Genomic DNA, 16,948 nt, shown 5'->3' with positions numbered 1-16,948 from the left:
CAGTTCGCACGCGAAAGGCCGGCCGGCGCGGCCATAGCCCCGACCGACGAGACGCGGGATTTACTCCCGCGTTGCTGGCCCGGTAAGACTCGGTCCATGGATACCGATCGCCTCCACATTCTCACCGGCGGTCCGGGCTCGGGCAAGACGACCCTGATCGAGGCGCTCGCCGCCGCCGGCGTGGCCACCAGCCCGGAAGTCGGCAGGGCCGTGATCCGAGAGCAACTGGCAGCCGGCGGCGACGCTTTGCCCTGGGCCGACCAGCAGGCCTTTGCCGATCTGATGCTTATCCGCGACGTTGCGGCGCACCGGGAGGCGCTGGCGACAGGAGCCCTCACCTTGCTTGATCGCGGCGTGCCCGATGTGGCGGGTTTCCTGCGCGTCTCCTGCCTGCCGGTCCCGCCGCGCATCGATGAAGCCGCCCGCACCTGTCGCTACAACCCGCGGGTCTTCATCGCCCCTTTCTGGGCGGAGATCTTCACCGGTAACGCCGAACGCAAACAGTCGCCGGAGGTCGCGGAGGCGACCTTCGCGGTCATGGTCGAGACCTATCGCGACTATGGCTACGAGTTGATCGAACTGCCCAAAGTCTCCGTCGCCGACCGCGTGACGTTCGTACGGCAGCGGACCGGCGCCAGGTAGCACGGCCTCAGGCGAGCCGGGAACCGCTATGGTTCCCGCCGGATCGACCGGACATCCTCAAACGGGTTTCCGAAATTTGTAGATGAACTGGTCGGTCTTCCCGCGCACCGCCTTGTCGAACACCGCGAGCTTATGGTCGTCAGCAGGATTGGCGAGCAGCCTGCTCTCCCCGACGAACTCGAATCCAGCCGCCGTCACCTGCTGCTTCACTATAGCGGGGTCGATCCGGTGAAGCGTGTCCGTATCCCGCATGCCCGATCCGGCCTCCGCGACATGGTCAATGATCAGCAGGATGCCGCCAGGCTTAAGCGCGGCGAACGCGGCCTTGTTGAACACCGCCGGGTCGAGCGGGCCCATGAACTTGTCGGGATAATCGTGATAATTCTGCGAGGTGAAGACGAGGTCGACCGGCTTCGGCGCGCTGATCTCGGTCGCTGGTTTGACCGACCCGCTGACATTGGCGAAGTCGGAAGACGCGGCGAGCTTGCCATAGGCTACCACGTCGCCCCGTGCCTCCATCGCATAGGGCCGGGGCCAGAGGCCGTAGACATGGCCCTCAGGCCCAACCGCCCGTGCGAACAGCCGGGTCCAGTATCCGCCGCCTGGGATCAGGTCGATCACCACCCCGCCCTTGGGCAGGCCGGAAAAGGCCAGGATCTCCGGCCCGTGCCGACGCGCGTCCTGCGTCACATCCTGTGCCCTCGCCGGATCGGCGGCTGCCGCCGCCGCATCGACCGGTTTGGGAGGACTGCCCTGCCCGCAGCTGCCGAGCATGCTTGCCGCCAGCAGCAAGGCAATCGATCGAGCGATCATGCCGTCCTCCCCTTATCGGTCCGCGTGCAGGATCAGCCCGGCTTGCGGAACTTGTAGATGAACTGGTCGGTGTGCCCGCGAATCTTCTCGTCGAACACGCCGAGGCTGTGGTCGTCGGCCGGGTTGCGCAGTACGTCGCTCTCGCCGACGAACTTGAAGCCGGCGGCGATCACCTGTGCCTTCACCGCCGCGCCCTCGATGCGGTGAAGCGTCTTGGTGGTGGTGACCCCGGTGCCGGCTGCGCTGGCATGGTCGATCACGATATAGGTGCCGCCCGGCTTCAGCAGGCCGAACACGCCCTTGTTCACCGCCGCGAGCGCAGCCTCGCCGCCCGAATTGGCGACGTCGTGATAATTCTCGACCGTCATGAACAGGTCGACCGGCTTGTCGCTGGTCGGGATGTCGGTCGTGCCGACCACCGGCGTGACGTTCGCCAGATTCTTGGCCTTCAGCGCGTCGATCGTCGCCGTGGCGCGTGTGCCAGCCCCCGCCGGCCACATCGGATAGACATGGCCCTTGGGCCCGACCACGCCGGTCAGGATCCGGGTCCAGTATCCGCGGCCCGGCAGGTAATCGATCACCGTGTCGCCCGGGCCGACGCCAGCGAAGATCAGCGTCTCGGCCGCCTTGCGCCGGGCATCGTCGACCGCCTGGTCGGCACGCGCCGGATCGGCAAGGGCGGCGGTGACGGCCTTTTTCGTCTCGGCGGCGGGATGATCCTTCGCGATCGCCGCCGTCGCCATCAGCGCCACCATCGCGACGCCTGTCAGTGCAACCCTCATGCCCGTCTCCCTAGATTGGTCTTCTATACGTCCAGATTCACAACGCTCAGCGCATTGTCCTGAATGAACTCCCTGCGGGGCTCAACGACATCGCCCATCAGCCGGGTGAAGATCTCATCGGCCACATCGGCCTGCTCGATCTCGACGCGGAGCATCGACCGGTTCTGCGGATCGAGCGTGGTTTCCCACAGCTGCTCGGCGTTCATCTCGCCCAGGCCCTTGTAGCGGGAGATCGCCAGCCCCTTGCGGCCGGCGAGCAGGATCGCGTCGAGCAACTGGCTCGGCCGCGCGACCATCGTCTCGCCCTTGCCGAGCGCGACCGGTGCGTCATCCTCTTCCTCGGCCGCATCGGCTTCGGCCTGGGCGGCGGCGGCCGCCTTGGTCGAGACCAGCTTGGCGGTGTTTACAAAGGCATCACCCTGTTCGGCTGCCAGCGCGTGCAGCTTGCGTGCTTCGGCCGAGCCGAGGAACGCCGCCTCGATGATGTGGTGATCGGTCACGCCGCGCCAGATCCGCTTGAACTGGATGCTGCCTTCCTCCGTGACCGAGGCCGACCAGCGCGCATCCGCATCCGCCGCGTCGAGCCCGCGCACCACCGTTTCGAGCAGGACGCCGCGCGCCTCGTTGGACAGGGACGGATCGAGCACGCCGCTCATCGCCAGCGCCTCGACCATGGTCGGGTCGTAGCGGCGCGGGACGTAGCGCATCAGCGTGCGCATGCGTCGCGCGTGATCGACCAGGCTGCGAAGGTCGGCCCCGCTGCGGGCACCGCCCGCGCCTTCCAGCACGCTCGACGCGACGCCGTTCTCGACGAGATATTCGTCGAGCGCATTGTCGTCCTTCAGATACACTTCGGAACGGCCGCGCGTCGCCTTGTACAGCGGCGGCTGCGCGATGAAGAGGTGTCCGTTGGTGATGATCTCAGGCATCTGCCGGTAGAAGAAGGTCAGCAACAGGGTGCGGATATGGGCGCCGTCCACGTCTGCGTCGGTCATGATGACGATCTTGTGGTAGCGCAGCTTCTCGACATTGAAGTCGTCGCGACCGATGCCGGTGCCCATCGCCTGGATGAGCGTGCCGATCTCGCGGCTGGACAGCATCCGGTCGAAGCGCGCGCGCTCGACATTGAGGATCTTGCCGCGCAGCGGGAGGATCGCCTGGAAATGCCGGTCGCGGCCCTGCTTGGCCGAACCGCCTGCCGAGTCACCCTCGACCAGGAACAGCTCGGACTTGGCGGGATCACGTTCCTGGCAGTCGGCGAGCTTGCCGGGCAGCGAGGCGATGTCCATCACGCCCTTGCGCCGGGTCAGCTCGCGCGCCTTCTTGGCGGCTTCGCGCGCGGCGGCGGCGTCGATCACCTTGGCGACGATCGCGCGGCCATGCGCCGGATTCTCCTCGAGCCATTCGACCAGCTTGTCCGCCATCAGGCTTTCGAGCGGCTGGCGCACCTCGGACGAGACCAGCTTGTCCTTGGTCTGCGAGCTGAATTTCGGATCGGGCAGCTTTACCGAGACGATCGCGGTCAGGCCTTCGCGCATGTCGTCGCCGGTCAGCGTCACCTTCTCCTTTTTCAGGAGACCCGACTTCTCGGCATAATTGTTGAGCGTGCGCGTCAGCGCTGCGCGGAACGCCGCGAGGTGGGTACCGCCGTCACGCTGCGGGATGTTGTTGGTGAAGCAGAGGACGTTCTCGTAATAGGAGTCGTTCCATTCCAGCGCGACATCGATCGTCACGTCGTCGCGGGTGCCGGAGATCGCGACCGGATCCGGCATCAGCGGCACCTTGTTGCGGTCGAGATATTTCACGAACGCGGCGATGCCGCCCTCATAATAAAGCTCGATCGTCTTGGTCTCTTCATGCCGCGCGTCGCTCAGGAACAGGCGCACGCCGGAGTTGAGGAAGGCCAGCTCGCGATAGCGATGCTCGAGCTTCTCGAAATCGAATTCGGTGATCTTGAAGGTGGCCGGCGACGGGAAAAAGGTCACGCGCGTGCCCTTCTTGCCCTCGGCCGCGCCGACGACCTTCAGCGGTGCGACGGCATCGCCGAACGCGAAGCGCATGTAATGTTCTTCATTGTCGCGCCAGATCGTCAGGTCGAGCCATTCGCTGAGCGCGTTGACCACCGAGACGCCAACGCCGTGCAGGCCGCCGGAAACCTTGTAGGCATTGTCGTCGGACGTGTTCTCGAACTTACCGCCGGCATGGAGCTGGGTCATGATGACCTCGGCCGCCGAAACACCTTCCTCGGTGTGGATGCCTGTAGGGATGCCGCGGCCATTGTCGGTCACCGAGACAGAACCGTCGGGATTCAGGGTGATGTCGATGCGGTCGCAATGGCCGGCCAGTGCCTCGTCGATCGCGTTGTCGGAAACCTCGAACACCATGTGGTGGAGGCCCGAGCCATCGTCGGTATCGCCGATATACATGCCGGGGCGTTTGCGGACCGCGTCGAGGCCCTTCAGCACCTTGATTGAATCGGCGCCATAGTCGTTCTTGTTGGGATCTTCTGCCATGCCAAGCATATAGGGATTCAGGCACGGAAACGGAAGCAAAATGCCGTGTTTGGACGGCCGCCTGCGCTCGGCGGACGACCGTCCCGGAATGGCCGATTGTCAGGTACTTAGTCGGCGCGGGCGAACCGGTCGGCACGCTGGCCGAGCAGGGTCACCTCGACACGGCGGTTCTGCCGCATTCCGGCCGGGGTCGCGTTGGTCGCAACCGGGTCAGCCTCGCCATGTCCAACCACGGCAAATCGCGCGCGCGTCACGCCAAGCTCGTCGAACGCAGTGCGCACGCTGGCGGCACGCCGCTCGGACAGATCCTGGTTGTGCGCATCGGTGCCGCGGCTGTCGGTATAGCCGTCGATCGCCACCCGCACACCCGGTTCAGCGCGCAGATAGGAGGCGAGCGGCCGCAGTTTCTCGATCGCGCCGGGGCGCAGCACCGCGCTGTCGGTCTTGAACAGCACATCCTCCTGCAGCCTCAGGGTCGCGCCGCGTGAAGTCTGGCGGAAGCCATAGCCGCGCATCGCGCCGCGATCCCATCCGCTGCCGCGCTCCTCGACCACGACCGTCCGGTCACGTGAACTCCAGTCGAACCGGTCACGGCGCTGGCCGGCGACTTGGGCGAAGGCGCGGTTGGCGGCGTTCGCCTCGCGCGGGCTGACCCGACCGTCACGATTGAAATCGAAATTGCGCATCACGAAGGCGCGGCCACGATTCGTCGTGCGTAACTCGCGGTAGAGGATCGGCACGCCGGCGCCGACCAGGCCGTATTCACGGTCGCCGGGGCGTCCGCCGCCCCAGTCCCAGCGGTCCTGCGCCATCGCCGGCGTGGCACCGGCCGTCAGGGCGATCGCTATGGCTATCATCGGTGTCTTCATTGTTCTTCTCCATGGCCCCCGCCATGGAGTGCTTCCTGCCGCCCGGCGTTTGAACGCGGTGTGAGCCGGTCCGACAGCGGAGGTTCAGGGGCAAGGTTCAGGGCCAAGGTTCGGGGGCAGGGCTCAGCGCGCGCCCTGGCCGATCGTCAGGCGGAAGGCGTCGGCACCGACCTCGTCGAACAGCGCGGATTCGGTACCCGTCATCCACACCTGCCCCTTGCCGGCGAGCCGTTCGAACAGCGCGGCGCGTCGGAACGGGTCGAGGTGCGCTGCTACTTCGTCGAGCAGCAGGATCGGCGTCTGACCAGTGCGTTCGGCCACCAGATCGGCATGGGCGAGCACTACACCGAGTAGCAATGCCTTCTGTTCCCCGGTCGAGCACAAGGCGGCCGCCTGCCCCTTGCCGAGATGGGTAACGGCGAGATCGGTGCGATGCGGGCCGACCAGCGTGCGACCGGCCGCAGTGTCCCGACGCCGGCCCCTGGCGAGTTCGACGGCCAGCGTGTCGCCGGCGCCCGTCCACCCCTCCAGTGTGAGGCCGGCTCGGGCGAACGGACCTTCGGGCTGATCGGTGAGCCGTTCGGTCAGCGCCGCGACCGCATCGCGCCGCGCCATGTCGATCGCTGCGCCATGCTCGGCCATCTGGGCTTCGAGCGCGCCCAGCCATTCCGGATCGGCGGGGCGCAGGCCCTCGCTCGCTTCGGCCAGCAGCCGGTTGCGCGCACGCATCGCCGCCTCATAGCGGTTGGAATGGACCGCGTGTCCGGGGTTCAGCGCCAGGGTCAGCCGGTCGAGGAAACGACGCCGCTCGCTCGCGGGCTCGACGAACAGCCGGTCCATCGCCGGGGTCAGCCACAGCACGGTGAGCCATTCGGCGAGCGCGGTCGCCGCGGCGGCGGCGCCCTGGATACGGACGATACGCCGCTCCGGCGCGGTAGGCTGGGTGCCGGTCGCGACCTGAATCTCCCCTCCCACTTGCGGGAGGGGCTGTCCATGATCGACGTCGCCGGAAGTTTGCCAGGACAGTCCCTCCCCCGACCCCTCTCGCAAGCCGGAGGGGGGCAATGAAGATGAAGAAACAGGCAGCAGGGTCGCCGCCACCCCGAAACCGCCGCTGCCGCCCTGTCGCGCCATCTCGCCGAGCGGCGCGCGGCGCAGCCCCCGCCCCGGCGCAAGCAGCGACACCGCCTCGAGGATATTGGTCTTGCCCGCGCCATTCTCGCCGGTCAACACGACGAAACCCGGCCCGGGTTCGATCGCGGCATCGGCGTGATTGCGGAAATCGGTGAGGACGAGACGCGAGAGCATTGCGGCAGCCTTAGCGCGTTTCCCGGGCTGTCGCGCCGTTTTCGCGAAGAGTCGATATACGAAGCCTCGGGCAAGGCGTTCGTCCTGAGCCCGAGTCGTTTCGCAAAGGAAATTGCCCATGCGCCTGCCGCTGATCGCTCCTGCCGACCTGACCGATGCCCAGAAGCCGCTTTATGCCGATATGAAACAAGGGATCGCGTCGAACTTCAGCGATTTCGAGACGGTGGCGGACAATGGCGCATTGATGGGCCCCTGGAATCCGTGGCTGCACGAACCGGTGATCGGCAAGGCGGTGTGGGATCTGACCAAGGCAATGTCGATGCAGGCGACCCTGCCCGATCCCGCCCGCCAGGTCGCGATCCTGGTGACGGGCGCGCATTTCGATGCCGCCTATGAGCTTTATGCGCATATCGCGGTCGCGGAGCGCGAAGGCATGTCGGCCAGGCGCCTGTCGGAGCTGTGCGCGAATGTGAAGCCTGCGGACCTCGATCCGGAGGAAAGCGCCGCCTATGATGTGGCGTTCGCGCTGGTCAACGGCGGCGTGCTGCCCGAGCCCTGCTACCGGCTGGCGGTGGACACCTTCGGCCAGCACGGCGCGAACGAGCTGATCTACCTTGTCGGCCTGTATGCGCTCGTTTCGATGACGCTCAACGGCTTCAACGTGCCGGTGCCCGAACGCGAATAGGCCCGAACCCTAGATGCCGGCAAAGGCTCAGGCGGCGAGTCGTTCCGGTGCTGCTTCGGCCTTCGCCTTGCCTGCGCTGAGATAGGACGCAAGCTCGGCCCCCAGCTCGCGCTGCGCATGCAGATAGGCGGTCGGCGTCACGATGCCGAGCCGGGCCCGCGCCGCGTCGAGCGGTTCGTGCATCAGCGTGAGATAGTCCTCGCCGGAGATCCATTTCGCCTTGCGGCCGTTGCGATACCCCTCGATCACCGCCCGGGCGAACAAGGTGCCGCCGGTGACGCGCAGGCTCTTCAGCGCCGCCGCCCCGCCGATGAACGCCCAGCCGAGCCCGCCGACCTGAGCATAGCTGAACGCGACCAGCGCCGCCTCGCCCATGCTCTCATCGGCCTTGTAGCCAGTCAGCACATGCCAGATGTCGTGCGTGTCGCGCGTCCGCCGCCCGAACCAGGCATAGGGATGGAGCATGTCCTCTTCCCGGTTGATCTTGCTGATGTCAGCCAGGCCATCGGCCGAATATCCCGTCGACTCGAGGAAATGGCGATAGGCGGCGCCGACCGTGCCCGGCGCGAAGGACGCGACATAGGCCTTGTCCACGAAGCGCTCGGCCAGCTCGACCCGCTCATAGGCCATGCGCCCGCCCTCTTCGGTGGCGATGAACCGGCCAAAATTGGCGGCGGTGCTGCCGACATTGAGCGCCCGCATGATGCGGAACACCTGGGTGGTATCATCGCCATTGGCGAGCAGCTTGCGGATCGCATCGAACGCAGTCCGCCAATCGCGCCGCCCGGTCGTTCCGGGAAAGGGAGGAAGTTTTGCCATCGAATCATTCCTTGCTGACATTAGTGTCAGTAATGGGTTGCCCGCGAGAATGCAAGGCGGGGTTGCTCGAATTGTCGTGCGATCTAGAGTGCGCCTCCATGAAAAACAGCAGCTTCGCATTCGCGGCCGCGCTTCTCGCCGGCTCCGCACAACCCGCCCTGGCCAGGGTCGATGTCGATCCGGCCCGGCTTACCGAGACGGTGAAGACCCTCGCCTCTGACACGTTCGAGGGTCGCGCCCCCGGAACGCCGGGCGAGGATCGCACCATAGCCTATCTCACTGCGCGCTTTCAGGATCTCGGGCTCGAACCGGCCGGATCGGATGGGACCTGGGTGCAGAAGGTGCCTCTGCTGCACACCCGGCTCGGTACGCCGAAAACGCTCGCATTCGCCACACCGAAAGGCGCGATGCCGGTCGAGCCCGCACGCGACCTCTATATCTCGACCCTCCGACCCGACGATAACGCGAGGATCGCCAACGCGCCGGTCGTCTTCGTCGGCTATGGCGTGAAGGCACCCGAACGCGGCTGGGATGATTTCAAGGGGGTCGATCTCAAGGGCAAACTGGTCGTTTTCCTGGTCAATGACCCCGATTTCGCGGCGAAACCCGGTGAAGCGGCAGCAGGCAAGTTCGGCGATCGGGCGATGACCTATTACGGGCGCTGGACCTACAAGTTCGAGGAAGCCGCGCGACAGGGCGCGGTGGGCGCGTTGATCGTCCATGAAAGCCAGGCCGCGGGCTATGGCTGGAATGTGGTGATCAGCCCCGGCGGCGAGAATTACGATATCGCGCGCAGACCCGACGCGCTCACCAGCCTGGCGTTGCAGGGTTGGCTATCGGGCGATGCGGGGAGCAGGCTTTTCGCGGCGGCGGGCCTGGATCTTGCGAAGTTGGAGGTTGCCGCACGCTCCCCGAAGTTCAAGCCGGTGCAGTTGAAGGGGGTGACCTTCGACGCCGATGTCCCCGTGACTCATGACCTGGTCGAAAGCCACAATGTGCTGGCGCGCATTCCGGGCACGAAGCGCCCCGATGAAGTGGTCATGTACGGCGCGCATTGGGATGCCTATGGCGCGGGCAAGCCGGATGATCAGGGCCGAATCTACCGCGCCGGGGCCAATGACGATGCGCTGGGCATCGCCGGAATCCTCGAAATCGCCCGCGCGATGAAGGCGGGCCCCGCGCCGGAGCGCAGCGTGGTGTTTGCGGCGTGGACGGCCGAAGAGCGCGGGCTGCTCGGCTCCGAATATTATGCCGCGAACCCGCTATTCCCGCTCGACAGGACCGTTGCCAACCTCGCCATCGACATTCTCCAGACCGCCGGCGCATCCAACAACGTCGTGCTGGTCGGCAAGGGGCAGGGCACGCTCGAGGACGACATGGCGCGCGTTGCCGCGGTGCAAGGCCGCAGGGTGACGCCCGAGAGCCTGAGCGAGCGCGGCCTGTTCTACCGCGCCGACCATTTCTCCATGGCCAAACGTGGTGTTCCGGTATTGCTGCTGATGGGCATCGCCGGCCCCGCGAACCTCAAGCAGGGCGGCACCGCGGCCGGACAGGCCTGGATCGATGCCTATACCGGCAAATGCTACCACCAGGCCTGCGACCAATGGAGTGCGGACTGGGACCTTGCCGGGGCGGTGCAGGATATCGATCTGATCGGCAAGATCGGCGAGGAACTCGCGCATTCGAACGCCTGGCCGCAATGGAAGGCCGGATCTGAGTTCAAGGCGGTGCGCGAAAAGAGCGCTGCTGCGCGCCGCTAAGAGCCCGAACCGAGCCCTCAGCGAGAGTGAATGGGCAGCTTCCGGTCCGACGATCGAACCGGCGAATCCGATCTCACACGCGCATCGGCATCAATACATAGAGCGCGGACGACTTGTCGTTCTCGCGAATCAGGGTCGGCGCGGCGGCATCGGCGAGATGGACCTCGATCGTGTCGCCGTCGAGCTGGCCGAGAATGTCGAGCAGGTACCGGCTGTTGAAGCCGATCTCGAACGGCAGCGCGACATATTCGCCCGGCACTTCTTCGGCGGCGGTGCCGTTTTCGGGGCTCGTCACCGACAGGATGATCTTGTCGCGGTCGAGCGCCATCTTAACCGCGCGCGTCTTCTCGGTCGCGATGGTCGACACGCGGTCGACGCCTTCCTCGAAGCTGCGTGGATCGATCTTCAGGATCTTGTCGTTGCCGGTCGGGATAACGCGGCTGTAATCCGGGAAGGTGCCGTCGATCAGCTTGGACGTAAGCAGCGCCTGGCCCAGGTCGAAGCGGATCTTGGTCGGCGACAGCGACACGCCGACCGAACCGTCGATCTCGTCGAGCAGCTTGCGCAGCTCGGCCACGCATTTCCGCGGGATGATCACATCCGGCATGCCCTCGGCGCCGTCGGGGCGGGGCATCGTCACGCGKGCGAGGCGATGGCCGTCGGTCGCAGCCGCCTTGAGCACGGGCAGGGGATCATCTGAGACGTGCCAGAATATACCGTTGAGATAATAGCGTGTCTCTTCGGTAGAGATGGCGAAACGTGTCTTGTCGATGATCTGCTTCAGCGTTTCGGCCGGCAGCTCGAACGACACGGGCAGCTCGCCCTCGGCGATCACCGGGAAATCGTCGCGCGGCAGGGTGCCGAGCTGGAACTTGGCGCGGCCGGCCATGATCGTCATCTTGCCGTCTGCGGCGGCGAGCGAAACCTGGCTACCTTCGGGCAGCTTGCGCGCGATGTCGAACAGGGTGTGGGCCGAAACGGTGGTCGCGCCCGGCTGGTCCACGGCAGCGGCGATGGTCTCGTTGATCTGCAGGTCCAGGTCGGTCGCCATCAGCTTCAGACCGCCGTCGGACGTCGCCTCGATCAGGACGTTGGACAGGATAGGGATCGTATTCCGGCGCTCGACCACTGATTGGACGTGGCTGAGACCCTTCAACAATGTCGCGCGTTCGATCGTCGCCTTCATCTCATTCCCCCGGGCCGCCGCCCATTTCTTTCCCTCCGAGCATGCGCACCGGGGGCAATTCGCCGTCTCCTTTCCTTAAACATAAAAGGGGCCGGGGCAAGCGCCCCGACCCCCTGTTTTACGCCTGTAAACAGGTGTTTTGCGTCAGAAACGATAGCCGACGCCGGCCAGAACCTGATTGCGGTTGGCGTCGATGTCGTAATCGTCGGCCTGGCCGTAATGCGAATAGCGGTATTCAGCCTTCACATAGGCCTGCGGCGTGACGTTGTATTCGATACCGGCACCGACGCGATAGCCGTCGAGATTGGCATGATCCTCGATGCGTGCCGTGCCGACGGCATAATCGACGTTGACGCGGGCGTTGGTGTAGCCGGCCTTGGCGTAGATCAGCGTGCGTGGCGTCGCGACGAAGCCGAGTCGGCCACCGACATAGAGATCGCGACCAGCGCCGATGCGAATGCGGTCGCCCGCGGTCAGGACGTCGGTGGCGCGAACCTTGGTGGTCGACCCGGTGATCTCACCGTCGACGCCGAGCACGACACCGCCGACCTGCGCATCATAGCCGAGCGCGCCGCCATAGACGAAACCGCTCTTGCCGGTCGAATTGTCGTCGCCGCTGCTGAGATGGTCGTAACCGCCAAGGGCTTCGACGCGCACGCCGGTGAAAGGCGCCTTTTCCGAATCCTGCGCAAAGGCGGGGGCTGCGAGGCCGAGACCGAGGGCTGCGGTGGCGGCGGTGAGAACAAGCTTACGCATAACGATACTCCGTTGGACAGTCCGGCGGGTGTTTTCTGTGGCCGGGAGGCGGGAGATAGGTCGTCGCGACCGAGTTTGCATGAACCTCAGATAAACAAGGAAAACCGTTGCTTTTGCGCCACACGGGGTTGAAATGCGGTCCATGGATTCCAAGGCAACGGGCGCGCCGAGACGGCAGGGCAGGGATTTTATCGCGCGACACGGCGAGACCGTGTTCAACATCGCCGGAAGATTGCAGGGCGATCATCTCCATACTCCCCTGACCCGCGCCGGATTCGCCCAGGCTGACGAAATGGGGCGGGCTTTGCGTGCTGCGCTCGGCGCGAAACCGGCGCTGACGCTATGGGCCTCCTCGACCGGCCGGGCGCTGCAGACGCTTGCAGTGATCTGCGAGCATCTCGAACTCGACTGGCATCAGGCGAAGACCGATCCGCGCCTGGTCGAGATCGGGATGGGGAGCTGGGGCGGGCGCTATTACGCCGATATCGTCGGCGAGGTGGGGCCGGTGTTCGATCCCGTGCACCAGATGCTGACATCGTCGCCCGATGGCGAAGTCTATCCCCAGATCGTCGAGCGCGTATCGGGCTGGCTTGCCGATACCCATGACGATCCGGGCGACCGGCTGGTGATCATGCACGGCATCTCGAGCCGGGTGATGCGCGGCGTGATGACCGGCGCGTCGGAGATTCCCGCCCTTGGCGCGCCTGCCGCACCGGGCCTGCCGCAAGGCTCGGTGGTGAGGATCGAAGGAGGCGTGGAGACTGTCGTCCATCTCGGCACTGGATATGCCCCGGCATGACAAGGGCGGTGCTTCTTCTCCTGCTCGCCGCCTCGCCCGCCGCCTCGCCCGCCGCCGCGCGCGATTCGCTGGGCATCTTCGATAGCTGGGGTGCGTTCAGCGATGCATCGCCACGGCGCTGTTTCGCCATCGTCGAGCCGGTCCGGTCTGGCCGCGCATCGGGCTGGCGCCCCTTTGCCAGCATCGCGACCTGGCCGGGCCAGGCGGCGCGCAACCAGCTTCATATCCGACTCAGCCGCGCCCGCGATTCGCGTGCCAAGGTAACCTTGTCGGTCGGGGAACGGCGTTTCGAGCTGGTCGCGGGCAATGCCGATGCCTGGGCGCCGGATTCGCGGACCGACGCGGCGGTGGTCGCCGCGATCCGATCCGGCCGGAGCATGAGTGTCGAGACCCTGGGCAAGGGCGGCCAGCCCTTTGCCGATGTCTATCCGCTACGCGGCGCCGCGACGGCGATCGATGCCGCGACGCTGGGCTGCGCACGGCGATAGGCTTCGGTCCGGGGAAATCTTTGCGACGACCTCCACCGGCTCATGCAGGACTTGTTCCGGTATCCATCGAGCCGCAAGCGCCGTCCTCGCATGCTGAGAGATGGACCCCTTTGAGTCGGTATGTACGCGGCTTCGTGTTCCTGCACGCGAGCGCCGCCGTCGTCGTCACCGCGCGCACGGCTCCGAAGACACCGACATCCTCGTCAGGTCGCGACCTTCACTTTGGCATGGAGCCTTTGGCCAACCGGCGCCCAGCCGCGCAACGGCGCCATGTTGGTCTTCGCCCAGGTCTCGTCGATGAAGACGAGGCGCGCTGGATCAAGCCGGCCTTGATACTTCTTCCACTGCTCGCGGCGCCGGGCCACCTGCGGCCGGAGCTGTTCGGCGGGCAGAACGCTTTTTTTTGAAGCTCAGTCCCTTGGCATGAACAAAGCGCCAGACCTGAACATAGTCGACCTTCACCCCGCGTTCGGCCAGCTCGACCACCAAGCCGCGGAGCGTGAAGTCCGTGGCGGCTCGTTCCAACAGCCAGTCGCGATTGGGGCCAGACAGAATATTGGGCTTGTGACCGCCCATCTGACCGGGGGCTGCGCTGCCCGTCTCTCGGACACGCTGCACCCATTTGATCGCTGAACTCGCCGCGACCCCAAAGCGCTTCGCTGCTGCGTGTGACCTGCTCCCCAGAAATCATGCCATTGGTAAGTTAGCTCGTCAGATGGAGACGAGTGATGCGGCGAAGCCGATTTAACGAAGACCAGATCATTGGCGTGCTGCGCGAGCATGATGCTTGGCGGCCATGGGATCGTCGCCTTCGACCGGGACCCGGCGTCAGTCGCGACGCTCGCCAGTTAAGGCGCCACCGGAGCGAATTCGCTTGAGGAAGTCGCAGCGACCGGAATTGGGGCGCATTCCGGACAGGCCGGTTAACCCGACAGCAGCGCGGCAACTCCTGGGCGGATGCAGTAAGTCCGCTTCACCCAATATTGGAGTGAAGCGGACCTTCATGAGCCGCCAGCCTCAGCCGGCCGCAGCCTGACCAATTTCATGGTCGAACCTGCCGATGAACGCGCCCATCGTCTGCTCTCCCATGTCCACGGCTTTTGCGCCGCCGCCCGAAATGACGGTCACGTCGGTAATCCCGATGACACCGAGGATGAGTCGGAGATATTGGGTCGCGATATCGCGGTCCCGGATAGGGGATCCTTCCGTGTAGACCCCGCCCGACGCAATCAGCACCGTCGCCTTCTTGCCGAGGACGAGCCCCGCGCCGTCGAACCCGAGCGTCATCCCCTTGCGCACGATATGGTCGACCCACGCCTTAAGCGCAGCTGGCACGTTGTAGTTGTAGACGGGCGTCGCGATCACGATGTGATCCGCCGCCAGTATCTCGGCGACCAGCTCGTCCGAGAGGCGGAGTGCACTCGCCATCTCCGGCGAATGCTGCTCGGCCGGCGTAAAATAGGCATGCAGCCAGGGTGCGGTGACGAAGGGCAGATCGGTCTCCGCCAGATCGCGAATGGTGACGCCGCCATTCGGGTGGGCCGCCTTCCACTCGGATACGAACCGCATCGTCATTTGCCGAGAGATGGAAGAGTCGCCGCGGGGGCTGGTCTCGACCACGAGTAACTTGGACATCAGATTTCTCCTAAGTGTGTGTTCATCCGAAGCGGAAGCCGGAGATCGGCTTACCGAGGGCGTGACCGTGAAAGGCGACTTGGCCCGGCTCGCCCGTGGCGGCGCCGGCTGCCACCATCAGCGGCAGCAAATGATCCTCGCGCGGCTGGGCCTGGCGGGCGCCCGGCGCATTCTCCCATTGGAGCAGGGCGCGGTCTCGCGCCTTACTATCGATCATGGCCTCGCGCAGCCACGAGTCGAAGGCCTCGGCTGCGGGGTCGGCGCGACCGCCGCCTCCCATGAAACCGCGCATATTGTGGTAACTCTGGCCGCTGGCGACGATCAGGACGCCTTCTTCGCGCAGTGGCTTCAGCGCGCGTCCGGTCTCCAGATGCCGCGCAGGATCAAGTCCATGCTGGAGCGAGAGCTGGACGACCGGAATGTCGGCCGCCGGGAACATCACCTTCATCGGCACGAACACGCCGTGATCCCAGCCGCGCGTCGTATCGACGCCGGTGTCGATCCCGGCCGAACCCAGCAGTTCGCAGACCCGGGCGGCGATCTCCGGTGAACCGGGTGCAGGCCACGTCAGCTGATACGTGTGCTCAGGGAAGCCGCCGTAATCAAACAGCAGCGCCGGCGCGGCGCCCGCGTTGACGGTTGGGCGATCCTCTTCCCAATGGCCAGATATGACGAGAATGGCGCGAGGCCGCTGCGTGAGCGTCCCGGCAAAGTCCCCGAGATAGGTTTCGAGTTCGCTCCAGGCGGTGCGCATGGGCCCCGGCTCGAGAAAGAAGCAGGGGCCGCCCCCGTGATTTATGAAATAGGTTGGTTGCATCACGCCAATCTAGGTGACGGGGTCGCCTTGCAGGAGCGATGAAATTATGATCAAGTCCATCAGTATGAGTGATAGATCGTGATCGGCAACCTCAGCCTCGATCAGCTTCGAGTTCTCGTGACGATCGCAGATACGGGCAGCTTTTCAGCCACCGGACGCAAACTCGGCAGAGCTCAATCGGCAATCAGCCAAATCGTCGCGGCGCTTGAGGGCGCGCAGGGCGTCGTCTTGTTCGACCGGAGCGGTCATCGACCGAAGCTGACCGAAATCGGCAATGTGCTCGTCGCCCAGGCGCGACTGGTGCTCGAGAGCGCGGCGCGATTCGAAGCGGTTGCCGCTAATACGAGGGCGGGCCTAGAGCCGGAGCTTGCGCTGGCAATCGACCCGCTGGTGCCGACGGCTCCGCTGATCGACAGTTTGCGAGCCTTGGGTGGCATGTTCCCGAACCTCCCGGTCAGCTTTTCGACCGAGGGACTCGGCGGATCGCTGCGGCGGCTGCGGAGCGGTTCTGCCGCAGTCGCCATATGCGTGCTGCTCCCCGCCGTTCCCGACGATATCGCCGCCTTCCCGCTGTTGCGCATCCGCATGCGCGCGGTCTGCGCACCAGGACACCCCTTGGCCAAACTGGGACGACCCGCCAAGCACGACGATCTGGTGCCGCACATCCAACTGGTCCTGTCGGATCCGGTCGAGCCAGACGGGCCGAATTATGGGCTGTCGAGCGCGCGCTTGTGGCGTTTCGTCGATCTCGCGCGCCGGCTCGATTTCCTACTGGCCGGCTTCGGTTGGTGCCGCATGCCCGAACATCTGGTCGCAGACGCGATCTCCGAGGGGCGGCTCGTCTGGCTCGACGTTGAGGACGATCCCACACCGCAAGACGGTTTGCCGATCTATGCGGCGCACCGCCGTGATCGGCGCCTTGGCACGGCCGGGCGTTGGCTGCTCGACGACCTGCGGCAGCGGCTAGTTTCAGCCTCGGACACTCGCCCCTGCGGGAGCGGGTGATCGCGCACCCGACGCGCGCGCGTGCTCGGTCGCTCGGGTCGATCACGCCGCTTGTTCGGCCGTTTCGCAGG

General features: G+C 65.6%; 16 protein-coding genes and 1 pseudogene. 6 read left to right on the top strand and 11 right to left on the bottom strand.

Features of this window, described 5'->3' with window-relative positions; translation table 11 throughout:
* The first annotated feature begins 96 nt into the window (after positions 1-96).
* A complete protein-coding gene (locus AC1DT7_RS00935) occupies positions 97-642 on the top strand; it encodes an AAA family ATPase (RefSeq protein WP_478033595.1) in 546 nt (181 codons plus the stop codon).
* Positions 643-699: 57 nt separating this feature from the next.
* Here AC1DT7_RS00935 and AC1DT7_RS00930 read toward each other — a convergent pair whose 3' ends face one another.
* The 5 genes from AC1DT7_RS00930 to AC1DT7_RS00910 all read right to left on the bottom strand — a co-directional run bounded on the left by AC1DT7_RS00930 (position 700) and on the right by AC1DT7_RS00910 (position 6,927).
* Positions 700-1,455, bottom strand: coding sequence for a class I SAM-dependent methyltransferase (locus tag AC1DT7_RS00930; RefSeq protein WP_478033594.1), 756 nt, complete (start codon positions 1,453-1,455; stop codon positions 700-702).
* A gap of 32 nt (positions 1,456-1,487) precedes the next feature.
* Positions 1,488-2,237, bottom strand: a complete 750-nt coding sequence (locus AC1DT7_RS00925) for a class I SAM-dependent methyltransferase (RefSeq protein WP_478033592.1) — start codon at positions 2,235-2,237, stop codon at positions 1,488-1,490.
* A 23-nt stretch (positions 2,238-2,260) separates the two neighbouring features.
* The gene (gene gyrB / locus AC1DT7_RS00920) at positions 2,261-4,750 is read right to left on the bottom strand and encodes a DNA topoisomerase (ATP-hydrolyzing) subunit B (protein ID WP_478033591.1); all 2,490 of its coding nucleotides are present in this window, start codon (positions 4,748-4,750) and stop codon (positions 2,261-2,263) included.
* Positions 4,751-4,857: 107 nt separating this feature from the next.
* Entirely contained in the window at positions 4,858-5,619 is a 762-nt protein-coding gene (locus AC1DT7_RS00915; RefSeq protein WP_478033589.1) for an OmpA family protein, read from the bottom strand.
* 123 nt (positions 5,620-5,742) lie between these two features.
* Positions 5,743-6,927 (bottom strand): DNA replication/repair protein RecF, encoded by a 1,185-nt coding sequence (locus AC1DT7_RS00910; RefSeq protein ID WP_478033587.1) that lies wholly within the window; start codon positions 6,925-6,927, stop codon positions 5,743-5,745.
* A 118-nt stretch (positions 6,928-7,045) separates the two neighbouring features.
* Between AC1DT7_RS00910 and AC1DT7_RS00905 the strand changes: the two genes are divergently transcribed.
* Positions 7,046-7,612, top strand: coding sequence for a carboxymuconolactone decarboxylase family protein (locus AC1DT7_RS00905; protein ID WP_478033585.1), 567 nt, complete (start codon positions 7,046-7,048; stop codon positions 7,610-7,612).
* A 27-nt stretch (positions 7,613-7,639) separates the two neighbouring features.
* Here the strand turns inward: AC1DT7_RS00905 and AC1DT7_RS00900 are convergent, their stop codons facing one another.
* Entirely contained in the window at positions 7,640-8,431 is a 792-nt protein-coding gene (locus tag AC1DT7_RS00900) for a Coq4 family protein (protein WP_478033584.1), read from the bottom strand.
* 98 nt (positions 8,432-8,529) lie between these two features.
* Between AC1DT7_RS00900 and AC1DT7_RS00895 the strand changes: the two genes are divergently transcribed.
* Positions 8,530-10,191 carry a M20/M25/M40 family metallo-hydrolase gene (locus AC1DT7_RS00895; RefSeq protein WP_478033583.1) on the top strand — a complete coding sequence of 554 codons (1,662 nt, stop codon included), beginning with the start codon at positions 8,530-8,532 and terminating at the stop codon, positions 10,189-10,191.
* A gap of 73 nt (positions 10,192-10,264) precedes the next feature.
* On the opposite strand, the gene dnaN is transcribed toward AC1DT7_RS00895, so the two are convergent.
* Both dnaN and AC1DT7_RS00885 read right to left on the bottom strand, forming a co-directional pair.
* Positions 10,265-11,377: a DNA polymerase III subunit beta gene (gene dnaN / locus AC1DT7_RS00890; protein WP_478033581.1), complete on the bottom strand. Its 1,113-nt coding sequence runs from the start codon at positions 11,375-11,377 to the stop codon at positions 10,265-10,267.
* Between the two features lie 144 nt (positions 11,378-11,521).
* A complete protein-coding gene (locus tag AC1DT7_RS00885; protein ID WP_478033579.1) occupies positions 11,522-12,133 on the bottom strand; it encodes an outer membrane protein in 612 nt (203 codons plus the stop codon).
* A 142-nt stretch (positions 12,134-12,275) separates the two neighbouring features.
* Between AC1DT7_RS00885 and AC1DT7_RS00880 the strand changes: the two genes are divergently transcribed.
* Both AC1DT7_RS00880 and AC1DT7_RS00875 read left to right on the top strand, forming a co-directional pair.
* Positions 12,276-12,932, top strand: coding sequence for a histidine phosphatase family protein (locus AC1DT7_RS00880; RefSeq protein WP_478034233.1), 657 nt, complete (start codon positions 12,276-12,278; stop codon positions 12,930-12,932).
* On the top strand, positions 12,929-13,420 hold the full coding sequence (locus AC1DT7_RS00875) for a hypothetical protein (RefSeq protein ID WP_478033578.1): 492 nt from the start codon (positions 12,929-12,931) through the stop codon (positions 13,418-13,420). The genes AC1DT7_RS00880 and AC1DT7_RS00875 overlap by 4 nt, the downstream gene beginning before the upstream one ends.
* Positions 13,421-13,650: 230 nt before the next feature.
* Here the strand turns inward: AC1DT7_RS00875 and AC1DT7_RS00870 are convergent.
* The 3 genes and pseudogenes from AC1DT7_RS00870 to AC1DT7_RS00860 form a co-directional block, all read right to left on the bottom strand.
* Positions 13,651-14,104: pseudogene (locus AC1DT7_RS00870) on the bottom strand (transposase); the annotation flags it as partial.
* 333 nt (positions 14,105-14,437) lie between these two features.
* Positions 14,438-15,055: an FMN-dependent NADH-azoreductase gene (locus AC1DT7_RS00865; RefSeq protein ID WP_478033577.1), complete on the bottom strand. Its 618-nt coding sequence runs from the start codon at positions 15,053-15,055 to the stop codon at positions 14,438-14,440.
* 22 nt (positions 15,056-15,077) lie between these two features.
* Positions 15,078-15,872, bottom strand: coding sequence for a DODA-type extradiol aromatic ring-opening family dioxygenase (locus AC1DT7_RS00860; RefSeq protein ID WP_478033576.1), 795 nt, complete (start codon positions 15,870-15,872; stop codon positions 15,078-15,080).
* Between the two features lie 78 nt (positions 15,873-15,950).
* Between AC1DT7_RS00860 and AC1DT7_RS00855 the strand changes: the two genes are divergently transcribed.
* Entirely contained in the window at positions 15,951-16,877 is a 927-nt protein-coding gene (locus AC1DT7_RS00855; RefSeq protein ID WP_478033574.1) for a LysR family transcriptional regulator, read from the top strand.
* The last annotated feature ends 71 nt before the right edge of the window (positions 16,878-16,948 follow it).

Source organism: Sphingomonas sp. P3_C6 (assembly GCF_056402595.1).
This window is presented reverse-complemented; position numbering and strand designations above follow the sequence as displayed.